Source organism: Rhodoferax sp. SPJ21, assembly GCF_058216335.1.
The window spans coordinates 578,436-591,976 of the sequence record NZ_JBYZMO010000001.1 but is presented as its reverse complement, the minus strand read 5'-3'; the positions used below and the strand labels follow the sequence as shown (position 1 = coordinate 591,976).

The 13,541-nt window shown below is 65.9% G+C and carries 11 protein-coding genes; 2 read left to right on the top strand and 9 right to left on the bottom strand.

Going from position 1 to position 13,541, the window contains the following annotated elements; genetic code table 11:
- Positions 1 to 6: 6 nt before the first annotated feature.
- Positions 7 to 1,359, bottom strand: coding sequence for a chromate efflux transporter (gene chrA / locus AC4BBN_RS02590; protein ID WP_490590384.1), 1,353 nt, complete (start codon positions 1,357 to 1,359; stop codon positions 7 to 9).
- Positions 1,360 to 1,434: 75 nt separating this feature from the next.
- Between chrA and AC4BBN_RS02585 the strand changes: the two genes are divergently transcribed.
- Positions 1,435 to 2,487 (top strand): DMT family transporter, encoded by a 1,053-nt coding sequence (locus AC4BBN_RS02585; RefSeq protein ID WP_490590383.1) that lies wholly within the window; start codon positions 1,435 to 1,437, stop codon positions 2,485 to 2,487.
- 233 nt (positions 2,488 to 2,720) lie between these two features.
- Here AC4BBN_RS02585 and AC4BBN_RS02580 read toward each other — a convergent pair whose 3' ends face one another.
- The 8 genes from AC4BBN_RS02580 to AC4BBN_RS02545 form a co-directional block, all read right to left on the bottom strand.
- The gene (locus AC4BBN_RS02580; RefSeq protein WP_490590382.1) at positions 2,721 to 3,875 is read right to left on the bottom strand and encodes a HupE/UreJ family protein; all 1,155 of its coding nucleotides are present in this window, start codon (positions 3,873 to 3,875) and stop codon (positions 2,721 to 2,723) included.
- Complete coding sequence (locus AC4BBN_RS02575) at positions 3,872 to 5,017, bottom strand: tetratricopeptide repeat protein (RefSeq protein WP_490590381.1); 1,146 nt, start codon at positions 5,015 to 5,017, stop codon at positions 3,872 to 3,874. Before AC4BBN_RS02575 ends, AC4BBN_RS02580 begins: the two co-directional genes overlap by 4 nt.
- Before the next feature lie 140 nt (positions 5,018 to 5,157).
- On the bottom strand, positions 5,158 to 5,415 hold the full coding sequence (locus AC4BBN_RS02570) for a hypothetical protein (protein WP_490590380.1): 258 nt from the start codon (positions 5,413 to 5,415) through the stop codon (positions 5,158 to 5,160).
- 27 nt (positions 5,416 to 5,442) lie between these two features.
- Positions 5,443 to 7,068 (bottom strand): DUF4331 domain-containing protein, encoded by a 1,626-nt coding sequence (locus tag AC4BBN_RS02565; protein ID WP_490590379.1) that lies wholly within the window; start codon positions 7,066 to 7,068, stop codon positions 5,443 to 5,445.
- Between the two features lie 211 nt (positions 7,069 to 7,279).
- A complete protein-coding gene (locus tag AC4BBN_RS02560) occupies positions 7,280 to 9,790 on the bottom strand; it encodes a cation-translocating P-type ATPase (protein WP_490590378.1) in 2,511 nt (836 codons plus the stop codon).
- 22 nt (positions 9,791 to 9,812) lie between these two features.
- Positions 9,813 to 10,241 carry a universal stress protein gene (locus AC4BBN_RS02555; protein WP_490590377.1) on the bottom strand — a complete coding sequence of 143 codons (429 nt, stop codon included), beginning with the start codon at positions 10,239 to 10,241 and terminating at the stop codon, positions 9,813 to 9,815.
- Positions 10,242 to 10,374: 133 nt separating this feature from the next.
- Positions 10,375 to 11,223 (bottom strand): HDOD domain-containing protein, encoded by an 849-nt coding sequence (locus AC4BBN_RS02550; RefSeq protein WP_490590376.1) that lies wholly within the window; start codon positions 11,221 to 11,223, stop codon positions 10,375 to 10,377.
- A 117-nt stretch (positions 11,224 to 11,340) separates the two neighbouring features.
- Positions 11,341 to 11,961 carry a flavin reductase family protein gene (locus tag AC4BBN_RS02545; RefSeq protein ID WP_490590375.1) on the bottom strand — a complete coding sequence of 207 codons (621 nt, stop codon included), beginning with the start codon at positions 11,959 to 11,961 and terminating at the stop codon, positions 11,341 to 11,343.
- A gap of 290 nt (positions 11,962 to 12,251) precedes the next feature.
- Here AC4BBN_RS02545 and AC4BBN_RS02540 point away from each other — a divergent pair, with 290 nt between their 5' ends.
- On the top strand, positions 12,252 to 13,520 hold the full coding sequence (locus AC4BBN_RS02540; protein WP_490590374.1) for an ABC transporter substrate-binding protein: 1,269 nt from the start codon (positions 12,252 to 12,254) through the stop codon (positions 13,518 to 13,520).
- The last annotated feature ends 21 nt before the right edge of the window (positions 13,521 to 13,541 follow it).

Genomic DNA, 13,541 nt, shown 5'->3' with positions numbered 1-13,541 from the left:
ACTGAGCTACGCCAAGGCCTGCTGCAGATACGTCCAGGCCAGGCCGGCCAGCCCAGCGGCCAGCACCACCGGGATCACGCCCCGTTTGAAGCGGAACAAGGCCAGTGCCGCGCCCAGGCCAATCAGGGCCGAAGCCCACTCGAAGTGCCCGGACAGCCCCTGCGGCCACAGCACGTGGTAGGCGAAGAACACGGCCAGGTTCACGATGACGCCCACCACCGCCGCCGTGATGCCGGTCAGTGGTGCGGTGAACTTCAAATTGCCGTGGGTGGATTCAATGAACGGCCCGCCCAGCAAAATGAACATGAACGAGGGCAGAAAGGTGAAGAAGGTCACCACGCTGGCCGCCACCGCGCCCGACAACAGCAACGCCTCTGGCCCGAACAGCGCCTTGCCCCAGCCGCCCACAAAGCCCACGAACGACACCACCATGATCAGCGGCCCCGGCGTGGTCTCGCCCAGCGCCAGGCCGTCCACCATCTGCGGCGCGCTCAGCCACTGGTAATGCTCCACCGCGCCCTGGAACACATAGGGCAGCACCGCATAGGCGCCGCCAAAGGTCAGCAAAGCCGCCTTGGTGAAGAACCAGCCCATCTGCGTCAACACCGCGTCCCAGCCGTACAGTGCGGTCAGCATGCCCATGGCGGCCAGCCATAGCCCCAGGCACACCGCCAGCACCTGGCCAAAGCGCCGCCAAGTGAACAGGGCGTGCGGCGGTGTGGGCGTATCGTCGTCAATGAGTGCGGCCCCGTAGGAGGCACCGGCCTTGCCGTGGCCGCCGCTGCCGCCGAACTGCGCCGGTGCCAGCCGGCCACCCAGGTAGCCAATGCTGCCCGCGGCCAGCACGATCAGCGGAAACGGCAGCTGCAGCGTGAAGATGGCCACAAACGCCGCCACTGCGATGCCCCACAGCCAGGCATTCTTCAGCGCCCGTGAACCCACCCGGTAAGCCGCATGCACCACCAGGGCGGTAACGGCCGGTTTGATGCCGTAGAACACACCGGCGATGGCCGGCACATGGCCGTAAGCCATGTACACCCAGGACAGGCCGATCAAAATGAACAGCGAGGGCAGCACAAACAGCACGCCCGCAGCAATGCCGCCGCGTGTGCGGTGCATCAGCCAGCCAATGTAGATGGCCAACTGCTGGGCCTCTGGCCCGGGCAACACCATGCAGTAGTTCAGTGCGTGCAGAAAGCGCTTCTCGGAAATCCAGCGGCGCCGCTCCACCAGCTCCTCGTGCATGATGGCAATCTGCCCTGCCGGGCCACCGAAGCTGATGAAGCCCAGCTTCAGCCAGTAGGCAAAGGCCTGGCCAAAGCTGACGGGCTGGGGTGCGATCTCGGTGGGCAAAGGCATGGTGTTTGGCATCAATGCAGGGGTGGTTAAGGTGGCAAAGGTACCATCATCGCCTTACGTCTTCGTCTGCCCACCATGACCATCAAACCCGCTCTTCCCGCCCTGGCCGCCGCGCTGCTGTTTGGCGCCAGCACGCCGCTGGCCAAGCTGCTGGTGGGCGACGTCACGCCTCTGTTTTTGGCGGGCTTGCTCTACCTGGGCAGCGGCCTGGGTCTGTGCTTGCTGCTGGGCTTGCGCAGCCTGCGAAGTGCCCGGCGGCAGTCGCAAGAGCTGCGTATTCCCCGGGCCGAATGGCCTTGGCTGCTGGGCGCCATCGTGTTTGGCGGCGTGCTCGGGCCGGCGCTGCTGATGCTGGGCCTGGCGCAGACCAGCGCTGCGTCCGCTTCTCTGCTGTTGAATGTGGAGGGTGTGCTGACCGCCGTGATCGCCTGGTGGGTGTTCAAGGAGAACGCCGACCGTCAACTGGTGCTGGGCATGGTGGCCATCGTGCTGGGTGGCGTGCTGCTGGCCTGGGAGCCGGGCGGGCTGGGCTTTTCGCGCGGCGGCTTGTTCATCCTGGGCGCCTGCCTGTGCTGGGCCATAGACAACAACCTGACGCGCAAGGTCTCCAGCAACGATGCCATGCTGGTGGCGGGCCTCAAGGGCTTGCTGGCCGGAGTGAGCAACACCGCACTGGCTTTGGCCAGCGGTGCGGTGTTGCCGACCATGGGCGTGTGGGGCGCCAGCATGTTGGTGGGCTTCCTGGGCTACGGCCTGAGCTTGACGCTGTTCGTGGTGGCGCTGCGAACCCTGGGCACGGCACGCACTGGCGCGTATTTCTCGGTGGCGCCGCTGTTTGGTGTGGTGATTGCGCTGCTGCTGTGGCCGGGCCTGCCGGGGCCGCTGTTCTGGGTGGCTGCAGCACTGATGGCCGTGGGCGTATGGCTGCATGTGCGCGAGCGGCATGAGCATGCGCACACGCACGAGGTGCTGGAGCACAGCCACACCCACCGGCACGACGCGCACCACCAGCACGCGCACAGCTTCGCCTGGAGCGGGCAGGGCGCCCACGCGCACCCGCACCGGCACGAGGTGTTGACGCACAAGCACCCGCACTACCCCGACATCCACCATCGTCATTCACATTGAGTCACCCCCAGGCTCCACACTTCGTGTTTCCGCCAACCCCCCTCGCGTCGGTTTGAAAAACCGATGAGACACGCAGGGGGCGAACACAGTGGCCCGGCAAAGCCGGTTCCACGGGTTCTTGGCCTGAAAGCCGCTGTGCCCGTCGCTGGTTGGCGAGTAGTTGCTGAATGGGTGCGCAATAGGCTTCTGGCGCAGATAGTACCTGCGCGAGTAGCTCCTAATTACATAGCAAATCAAAACACCCGCATCCAGAACCAGTAGGCCGCCAGCAGCGCCAGCAGGGCCGAGCCGCCGCGCACCACCACGCGGCCGTACCAGGGCTGGTTGACGACCAGCTGGGACAGCAGCACCCAGGCGGTGACGGCGGTCAGCTGGCCGGCCTCCACGCCCAGGTTGAAGCCGGCCAGTGCCCAGGGCAGCAGACCGGATGGCGCGGCGGCCTCGATCAGCAGACCGGCAAAGCCGTAGCCATGGACCAGGCCAAAGCCCAGCGCCAGCCGTTCGGGCCGCAGCACCGGCACCGGGAAGATGTTCAGCAAGGCCGTCACCGCGATGGAGGCGGCTATGGCCGGCTCTACCCACACCGGCGAGGCCTGGCTCCAGCCAAAGGTGGCCAGCATCAGCGTGATGGAGTGGCCAATGGTGAAGGCGGTGATGGTGCGCAGCAGCGACCACCAGGGGCTGCGCTGTGTGGATTGCGCGGCCTGTCGCCCCAGCCGCAAATGCAGCGGCAGTACCAGGGCCAGCAAGAAGGCCATGTGGTCATAGCCCTCCAGCAGGTGGTGCATGCCCAGGCCCAGGTAGTCGAGCACGGTGGCGGCGATGCCGCGCTGCGCGGTGGGATTGTTGTGGCTGGCGGCATTGGCAGCACTGCTGGCTTGGCGCAGCTGCAGCGGCTGCGCTTGCTGGGGCGAGGCGGTGGCCAGCAGGTCGTGGCCGTCCAGGGCGCCGGTGACGATCAGGCGGTGGTTGGCGTCCTGCTCGCGGAACAGGGTGTAGCGCCAGGCCAGGGCCGCGCCAGTTGGGCACTGCGCCTGGGCGGCGGCGCGCAGGTAGGCGCCGTCGCTGCGCCGCTCCAGACCGTCGTAACGCCAGGTCAGCGGGCAGCCGGGGGCGGCGGTGTCCAGCCCGGTATGGGCTTGCAGCAGGGCCAGCACGGCGGGTGTGGCTGCCTGTATTTCGGTCCAGGTGAGCTGGCCATCGGCATTGGCGTCCAGCGGCAGCAGCAGGTCCAGGTCTTTCAGGGCCACGGACAGGCGCAGGTTCAGCGCGGCGTCAGGGGCGGCGTTCGCCTGGCGCACATCCAGGTAGGCATCGCTGCCCTTGTGGGCCCAGGCGGGGGCGCTGCACAGCAGCAGGGCGCACAGTAGCGTAAGCAGGCGTTTCATCGTGCCCCCCCGGTGCTGCGGGCATCGACTAGGCCAATGCCGTGCATATCCGCCTGCAGCTGCTGCAGTGCGGCCGTATCGCCGGCCTGGCGGGCACTTTGCAGGGCCACCCACCAGTCCACCGGCTCGCGCTGCAGGCCCAGGTTGCGGCGGGCGATGGCCAGGGCGCCGGGGGCGTCGTCGTCCAGCCACAGGGCCACCAGGGCTTGCTCGCGGCCGTGCAGCGTCAGGTCGTCGCCGCGCTGGGCGAGTTCGGCATTCCATTCGCGGATGGTCTGGCGCAGTGCCTGCCAGCTGGGGTCTTTCAGTCGGCGCAGGGCGGTGGCCTGGCGCAGCAGCACGGCGTCGGTCAGCGGCAAGGGCTTGAGCACGGCCAGGGCCTGGGCGGGTTGGCCGGTGCGCAGCAGCAGATCGCTCAGGGCAATGCTGGTGTAGAGGTCGGGCTCGCTGCGCAGGCTGCTGCGGTAGGCGGCCTGGGCAGCGGCGTCGTGGCCGGCGCGCTCCTCGCTCTCGGCCAGCAGGGACAGCAGCCAGCTGCGTTGGCCGGCATCCTGGGTTTGTGCCAGCAGGGTGTTCAAGCTGGTGCGGGCAGCGGCGTTTTGACCCTGGAGCGACTGGGTTTCCAGTACGCAGGCCTGGGCATACATGGTCTGGCCGGCGCGGGCCACGGCGTTGCAGGCCAGCAGGGCCTGCGGGTACTGGCCGGACAGGCGCTCCAGCGCCGCCAGGTTCAGCCAGCCCTGGGCACTGCCAGGGTCTCGCTTCAGGGCGGCTTGCAGCACGCTGCGCGACGCGGCGAATTCATGCCGGCCCTGCTGCACGGTGGCCTGCAGGATGGCCAGGTCCACCGGGGCGTTGGGCTGGTTCCACCAAGGCCCCAGCACGGCCTGGGCGCGGCCCCAGTAGCGGGTGTCGCCGCTTTGCCGGGCGGTGGCGATGTGGGCGCGGGCCTGGGCCGCTGCGGCCACCGGGTCGGCGGGCTGTGCCGGGGCAGATGCGTTGGGCGCCAGCGGGCGCACACGGGTGACGGTGGGCAGACGTTCCACCACTTCGTCGCCCCGGCTGGGGTGCAGCTCGGTGGTGGCGTGGGCGGCGCTGCACGCCAGCAGGCTGGCAAGACACAGGAAGTTTGTGAGGCGCATGGGGGGTGCAGCGTCTGGTTTGCTATATAAAAAGTAGCTGCTGGCGCAGGTATCTTGTGCGCTAGCGGCCCATTTCTTGTAAATCTTGAAATACCTTGCACCGCCGCCGGGGCGGCAACGGTGCAAGGCTGGGGGGCGGATCAGATGTCCGCAGGTTCGTCCGAGTCGCTGGTGGCCAGCGTGGCGCCGCCCAGAATCAGCGGGTCGCTGCTGTCACTGGTTGTGGCGATCTGCCTTTGGGCAAACGCGATGACCTCGCCGACATTGGTTTCTGCCGCGAGGGGCACGTCGGTCCCAGGCACGGTTTGCACCACGTCCGCGCCGCCGCCGCCACCTCCGCATCCCACCAGCAGGCCAATGGCGACCACGGTGGGGGCTATCCATTTGTACTGAGCCATGGTGTGTCCTTTCGTGCCGCTGCGGGCTTAGTTAGAGCCAGAGTTGGGCGTGTTGAGGTAGGGGAAGCGGGTCAGGAAGGGCACGGTGGCCTGGTCCACGCCGTCGTGGATATTGGCCGACTGGGCGCCCAGCGGGACGCTGGAAGCCTTGCAGGCGGATGTCAGGCTGGGCACGCCCGGCACGCTGTTCAGGCCCAGGCTGTTGTTGTCACCGTTGATCACGCACAGGCCACCCAGTACGGCGACCAGGGCGATGTCCACCACGTCGTCCTTGGGGCGGCGGCCGTTCGGGAAGCCGGCCAGGTCCACGGCCTGGGCCAGGTTGGCCGTGCCACCCACGCGCAGCACTTCACCGGCCACACCCAGGCGGTTTTGCGTGGCGAAGGGCACGGGGCTGATGGCGGTGTTCAGGCGCAGCACTTCCGATGGCGTGGCGTTGGCCGGCTTGTTCACGCCGGTGATGCCGGTCAGGAACACGGTGGCCAGGTCGGTACGCGGCAGATTGGTCGGCGCCAGGGCGGTGGCGCTATTGGCCAGGGTGATGCCCAGCAGCGCAGGCAGCGTGGGGTTGGTCACATAGGTCAGGAACTGGCCGTCGTCCTGCGGTTTGGAGGCGTTGAACTTGTCCTTGTCGGGCAGGCCGATGACCAGCTCGTTGACCAGCGGATTGCCCAGGCGCGACACCTGCACCCAGGCGCCACCGGCTTTCTCGCTGGCCTGGTGGCCGGATGGTGGCTTGCCGTTGAGCAGGCGCGCCTGGCGCAGGCTGGCCGTGGTCCAGCCGCCAATGACGGTCTCGGAGCCAGCGGTCAGGCAGCCCTTGTTCACCTCCAGTGCGATGGTGGTGATGTTGGTCTTCTGCACTGCGGCCTGGCCGCCCATGCCCACGGCGTCCTTGTTGGCCGGGTCGAGCAGGAAGGCGGCGGGCGCGTTCACCAGGTCAAACACCGGGCCCAGATTCACCGCAAAGCCGTCCTGGCGCTGGCCGACGAAGACCCGGCCGCTGTCCATGCCGGCGGGGCAGCCTGGGACCTTGATGTCGAAGATGTGCTTTTGCGCATAGGCCTCGTAGGCGGCGGCATTGCCCAGGGTCTTGGCGCCGATGTAGTCCACCGGCTTTTCAAAGGTCTTGCTGCCGTTGGTCTTGGTCACGTCGGACACGGCGCCTTTGCGGCGGTCGCCGCGCACCACCTTGACGGTGTAGCTCTCATTCAGATTCAGGTTGGCGTCGTTCACATTGCTCACGCCACCGGCCTGTATCAGCGGGATGGCGACGCTGGACGCGCCAATCGGCAGGGCCACGTTATTGAGCTTGTTGTTGAAGCGGAACTGGAAGGTCATGTGCTCCTTGGCATCGCCCACGTTGTCGATGTGGATCTCGTACAGCGCGTTCGGGTCCATGGAGAAGTAGTTGGGGCCGCCGTACGGAGCCTGTAGCGGCTGGTAGTTGGCGATCATGGTCACGTAGTCCGAGCGGCCACCGCTGCCATTGCTGGCCACGCCCTCGTAGCTGCGGAACATATAGAAGTCGGTGCCGTCCACCTTGGGCGAGGTGGTGATGAAAGGCGCTTCGCGGTGGCTGGAGGCGAATGCCGCGCTGCCAATGGCCAGCAGCACGCAGGCTGCAGTCACGGGGCCGAATTTGAATCGCATGGTGATCTCCTAAAAGTTGTATCCGTTGATGCCAAGCTGGCTCGCGGACGTCTTGCACAGCTTGGTACAGGACTTCCATCACGGATACGCAGGAAACTTTGCTTTGGATTCACGCGGCGTTTACAAAATCCAAAAAATTCCTAAATTTAAATTTGCGCGCTACATTTTTGGTAGCTATTAGCGCATATTTTGTATGCTAGGAGGTCTGTTTTTATGGGTAATTCCGTATCGCCTGCGCCGGGCGCCCCATGGCCCACTTCACCGCCTCGAACCACAGCAGGCTGACGGCGGCCAGGCCAAATGCTGCCAGCAGCATCCAGGGCGCGGGCTGGTCAAAGGCGAACAGACGGCGGACGGGTGCGAAGCCCAGCACGGTGCCCAGTAGCAGCACGGTGGCGGCGCAGGTCCAGCCAAAGTAGCGGTTGCGTGCAGCGTCCCTGCGCCACGAGGGGCGGGTCCAGCTGCGGTTGGCGTAGATCAGGCCCAGGTTGGACAGCACCAGCACGCTGAACACCATGGCCCGGGCAACGCCCTCGGAGACCGTCCGGGCCGTTGCATACACGCCCAGCAGCAGCACCAGCAGGCCCAGGCCCTGCCACAGGCCGCGCAGTAGCACGCTGCGGTCGAACAAATGGGCGCTGGCCGGGCGCGGCGGCACGGCCATGGCGTCGGCCTCCAGCGGCTCGGCTTCGAACACCACCGAGCACGCCGGGTCGATGATCAGCTGCAGAAACAAGATATGCACCGGCATCAGCAGCAGTGGCCAGCCCAGCACTACCGGCAGCAGCGACAGGCCGACGATGGGCAGGTGCACACCCACCACGAACACAATGGCCTTGCGCAGGTTGGCAAACACGCGGCGGCCATAGCGCACCGCCGTGACGATGGAGGCAAAGTCGTCGTTCAGCAGCACCAGGTCGGCCGCCTGGCGGGCCACCTCGGTGCCGCGCGCGCCCATGGCCACGCCGATGTGGGCGGCCTTGAGGGCGGGCGCGTCGTTCACGCCGTCGCCGGTCATGGCCACCACGTCGCCGCGTGCGCGAAAGGCCTGTACCAAGCGCAGCTTGTGTTCGGGCTGCACGCGGCAAAACACGTTGGTGCTGGCCAGGCGGGCCTGCAATTCCGTGTCGCTGAGGGCTGCGAGTTCCTGCCCGGTGATGGGGGGGGCATCGGTGGGCAGGCCGACCTGGCGGGCGATGGACACGGCGGTGGCCGGGTGGTCGCCGGTCATCATCACCACGCGGATGCCAGCGGCGTGGCATTCGGCGATGGCCTGGGGCACGTCGGGCCGCACCGGGTCTTCCAGCGCCACCAGGCCCAGAAAGATGAAGTCGAAGTCATGCTGGTTGTCTGGCAGGGGCTTGGCGGGAAACACGGCGCTGGCCACCCCCAGCACGCGCAGGCCGTCGCCCGCCATGGCGGCCACCTGTGCGGCAATGTGTTGGCGTTGCGCCTCGGGCAGGTGGCACAGGTCGACGATGGCCTCGGGCGCGCCCTTGGCGGCAATCATGCGTTCGCGCAGGTCGGGGGACTGCCATACGCGCGACATGGCCAGCATCTCGGGCGACAGCGGGTAGTCGTCTACCAATGTCCAGTTGGCGTGCAGGTGTTCGGTATGTGCCAGCAGGCGCGTGCCTGCATCGACGATGGCGGTTTCCATGGGGTCGAAGGCGCGGCGGTGGCTGGCCAGCACCGCGTATTCCAGCACGCCGTGCAGGCCTTCGGCCAGCGGGGCGGTGCCGGCCTGCAGGCTGTCATAGGTCTCGGCGCCAGCGCAGAGCCGCCGCACTGCCATGCGGTTGGCCGTGAGCGTACCGGTCTTGTCCACACACAGCACGGTAGTGGCACCCAGCAGCTCCACAGCGGGGATGTTGCGGGTCAGCACTTTTTGGCGCGATAGGCGCCACGCGCCCAGGCCGAGGAACAGCGTCAGGATCACCGGTAGTTCTTCGGGCAGCACCGCCATGGCCAGCGTCAGACCGGCCAGCAGCCCGCCCAGCCAGTCGCCGCGCAGCAGGCCGTAGGCCACAGCCAGCGCCGCCGCTAGGGCAATGCCTACGATGGCTACGGTTTTGACGACGTGCTTGGTTTCACCCTGGATGGGGGTGGTTTCACTGGCGATGCCTTCCAGCGACTTGCCTATGCGGCCCAGCGTGCTGCGCTCGCCCGTGGCTACCACCAGGCCTTGCCCGCTGCCTTGCGTGACCAAAGTGCCAGAGAAGGCTTGGGCTGGAGCGGCGCCGCCGGTTTGCTTTTGCACCGGCACGGACTCGCCGGTGAGCAGGGATTCGTCCAGTGCGAGGTTGGACGCTTGGGTCAGTTCCAGGTCCGCGGGCACGCGGTCGCCCTCGGCCAGCAGCACCGTGTCGCCGCAGACCAGATCGCGGGCGGCGATCTTGAGAGACCGGCCGCCGCGCAGCACCAGCGCCAGCGGGCTGGACAGGTCGCGCAGGGCATCCAGCGAGCGTTCGGTGCGCCGCTGCTGCACAAAGCTGATGCCCATGACCACGAACACAAAGCCCAGCAGCATCAGTGCTTCCTGGCTGTCACCCAGCAGCATGTACAGCGCGCCGCAGGCCACCAGGAGCATGAACATAGGTTCCAGCACCACATCGCCTACGAGGCGCAGCAGGCTGCGTGGCTTGGAAGTGGGCAGGGCGTTAGGGCCGTCTTGCGCCAGCCGCTGTTGGGCTTCGGCCTGTGTCAGGCCGCTGCTGTCCATGCTGCGGGGGCTGGCTTGGGGGCTACTTCACCAGCAGCACGGGCTGCTTGGCGGTGGCCAGTACGCGCTGGGCAACCGAGCCCATCAGCAGGTCGGCTACCGCACCCCGGCCCTTGGTGCCGAGCACCAGCAGGTCGAACTTGCCGGTATGGGCGCAGGCCAGGATTTCCTGGGCCACGTGGCCGGTGCGCAGCACCATATCGTGCGGGATGGCGGCGGCGTCCAACAGTTTGCGGGCGGGCTTGACATCCTTCTCGCTGAGCTCGCGCAGGTAGTCGTCCACTGCGGCTTTGCCGACGAAGACCGTGGCGTGGCGCAGGGCGGTGTCGTCGTGCACGCTAACCAGGGTGATGTGGTGGGCTTCGCCGGTCATGCGCTTGAGCAGTTTGACCGCATATTTGGCCGCGTTCAGCGCCGACCTGGACCCATCAACGGCAAGCAGAATTTTCATCACGGTCTCCTTGGGCGGGGCGGCGGCCGGGCAGCACGCCAAGCACAGGCCACCCTGTACCCGCAGCCTGGGGCATGCAGACCGATGCGACCTTGATCCAGGTCAAGCTTGCGATGTCGCGCTGCCCAGACTCCTAGGCGACCGAGGTGTCTATCTTGTGCAAATAGGCCAGGGCGATGCGCGGTGCGGCGTTGAGCAGCTCGGCGATATCGTTCACATCGTCGGGCAGTGCCGGGTTGTCCCAGCCGTGCATGGTGTGGCGGGCGACCCGCACGGCCAACACCACGTTGCGTACATTGGCCTGGTCCGCGTGCTTGGTATCGCTGATGCGCACCAGCAGCGAGGGCAGGTGCCACAGCTTCATCAGCGCCAGGGCCAGGTCGTCCAGTTCAATATGGAGCAGGCTTTGCTGGATGCTGGCGCTGCGCAGGCTGGGGTCGGCCTTCTGGGCATTGCGGATTTGCAGCTCCAGCGTGGGGGCGTGGCACCACATCAGCATCTCGGCAAAGTCGTGCAGAAAGGCGGCGCGCTGGATCACGTCCACGTCCAGGTCGTTGCGGTGCACGGCAAAGCCCAAGGCGAACAGGCGGGCCCGCTCGGCCCGCTGCAGCAGTTCGCGCAGGCCGGCCAGCGCCTCGGGCTGGTCGTGCAGCCGGTCTTCAATGGTGGGCTGCAGGCCAAAGTGCCGGAAAAAGGGGGCGATGCCCGTCATCACCAGGGCGCTGGTGATGCTCTCGGTCTCGGTGAAGTCGCCGGGCCGGCGCTGCTTGGCGGCGTAGGCCATGAGCTTGATGGTCATCAGCGGGTCGGGCTGGATGGCCTCGGTCAGCATGGCGGCGTCCACATCGTCTTCGATGGCGCGCAGCACCTCCAGGGCCTGCGAGGTGGTGGCCAGCACCGGGATTTCGGCGTCGCAGAAATAGCGCGTCCAGGCGGCCAGGTCGGCCAGTGGCTCGGTCAGGTACGGGGTGGAATCAGGCATAGACGCCAATGTACTGCAGCCACGCAAAGTCTGCCGAAGTTTGCGCTCAAATTAGCCGCTAGCGCAGGTAAAACCTGCGTAAGCCGCTATCAAAATAGGAAAGTAGCTTTGGCGCTGTCAGCGCGGGCGGTGCATGCGAAACAGCTGCTCCGGCCCCACGCTGAAGTAATCGGCCGGGCCGCCGCCACGCAAGATGTGGCCGGCTGCGGCGGTGTCGTACACGCCGTCTTTGAGCAGGCTTTTGGCGATATGTACAGCCACCACCTCGCCCAACACCAGCCAGGTGCTGATCTGCTCGCCGCTGGCGGCCTGCAGCTGCACGATCTGGGTACAGCGGCATTCGAAGGAGACCGGGCTCTCTTGCACCCGGGGCACGGCCACTACGCGGCTGGGTGCGGGCGTCAGGCCGGCCAGCGCGAACTCGCTCACCTCGGGTGGCACGGCCTGGCAGGTTTGGTTCATGGCCTCGGCCAGGTCGCGGGTGGCCAGGTTCCAGACGAATTCGCGGGTCTGCTCGATGTTGCGCAGCGTGTCCTTGTAGCCCACGCTGGCAAAGCCAATGATGGGCGGGGTGTAGTTGAAGCCGTTGAAGAAGCTGTAAGGCGCCAGGTTCAGCGCACCCGTGGCGCTGTGCGAGGCGATCCAGCCGATGGGGCGCGGCCCGACGATGGCATTGAACGGATCGTGCGGCAGGCCGTGGCCCAGGCGGGGTTCGTAGAAGTGGATGCTGTCGGACATAGTGGGTTTAAAAATATGATGATTGAGGCGAATTTACCGCCGGGTGAACGGATTCTTAGCTGCCATCATTCAAGTTGAGTATGGGGTTACTCGAAAGTTCACCTGTAAACAAGGGTAATCCCCGGTGAATTTGGCGGAGCTTATTTGTAATATGAATGCTGGTCGACGGCCTTGGCCCGCAGACCTTGACTGCCTAACCATCGGGGTGGTCCGCGTTCGATGCGCGGGCGCGCGGGTGGCTAGTGCAGGCCTGCAAACCATATTACAAGAGACGAAAGAGGATGAGCACCATGCATTTTGCGAAACCAACCACCGCCGTGGCCAGCCTGGCGTTGGCGTCTATGGGTTTGATGACCGCAGCAGCGGTTTCGGCCAAGGAAGTCACCATCTGGGCCTGGGATCCGAACTTCAACATCGCCATCATGAAAGACGCGGCTGCCCGTTACACGGCCAAGCACCCCGATGCAACGTTCAAGATCGTGGACATGTCCAAGGCGGACGTGGAGCAAAAACTGCAAACCATGCTGGCCTCTGGCGTGAGCAAGTCGCTGCCCGATGTGGTGCTGGTGGAAGACTACAACGCCCAAAAATACCTGCGCTCGTTCCCCGGTGCGTTCGAACCCATGTCCGGCGTGGTCAATTACGCGGGCTTTGCCAAGTACAAGGTGGACCTGATGACCATCGACGGCAAGACCTATGGCCTGCCGTTTGATTCGGGTGTGACCGGCATGTACTACCGCAAGGACTTGCTGGCCAAGGCCGGCTTTTCTGACAAGGATATGGAGAACATCACTTGGGACCGCTACATCGAAATCGGCAAGAAGGTCGTCGCCACCACCGGCAAGAAGATGCTGGGCATCGACCCCAATGACAACGGCCTGATCCGCGTGATGATGCAGTCTGCCGGCCGCTGGTACTTCGACAAAGACGGCAAGCTGGACATCAAGAACAACCCCGCACTGAAGGCCGCGCTGGAAACCCAGGGTAAGCTGTTCAAGGCCGGCATCGTCAAGCCCGTGACCAACTGGGCGGAATACGTGGGCGCGGTGAACAAGGGCGACGTGGCCTCCATCACCACCGGCGTGTGGATCACCGGCTCGGTCAAGTCTGAAAAGAGCCAGTCCGGCCAATGGGGTGTAGCGCCTACGCCTTCGCTGGGCATTGCTGGTGCGGGCCATGCGTCCAACCTGGGCGGCTCCAGCTGGTATGTGCTGAGCGGCGGCAAAGAGAAGGCGCAGGCCATCGACTTCCTGAATGAAATCTACGCCAAGGATGTGGACTTCTACCAGAACATCCTGACCGCACGTGGCGCTGTCGGCACGCTGCTGGCCTCGCGCAACGGCAAAGCCTATGCCGAAGCCGACCCGTTCTTTGGTGGCGCCCAGGTCTGGCAGCGCTACAGCGACTGGCTGGGCAAGATCCCCAGCGTGAACTATGGCATCTACACCTACGAGGGTGACGCGGCTGTGTCGGCCCAATTGCCGGCGCTGAACCAGGGCGTGCCGGTGGACCAGCTGCTGGACAAGATCCAGCAACAGCTGTCGGCGCAAATCAAGTAAGCCTTCCAGGCAGGCATTTTT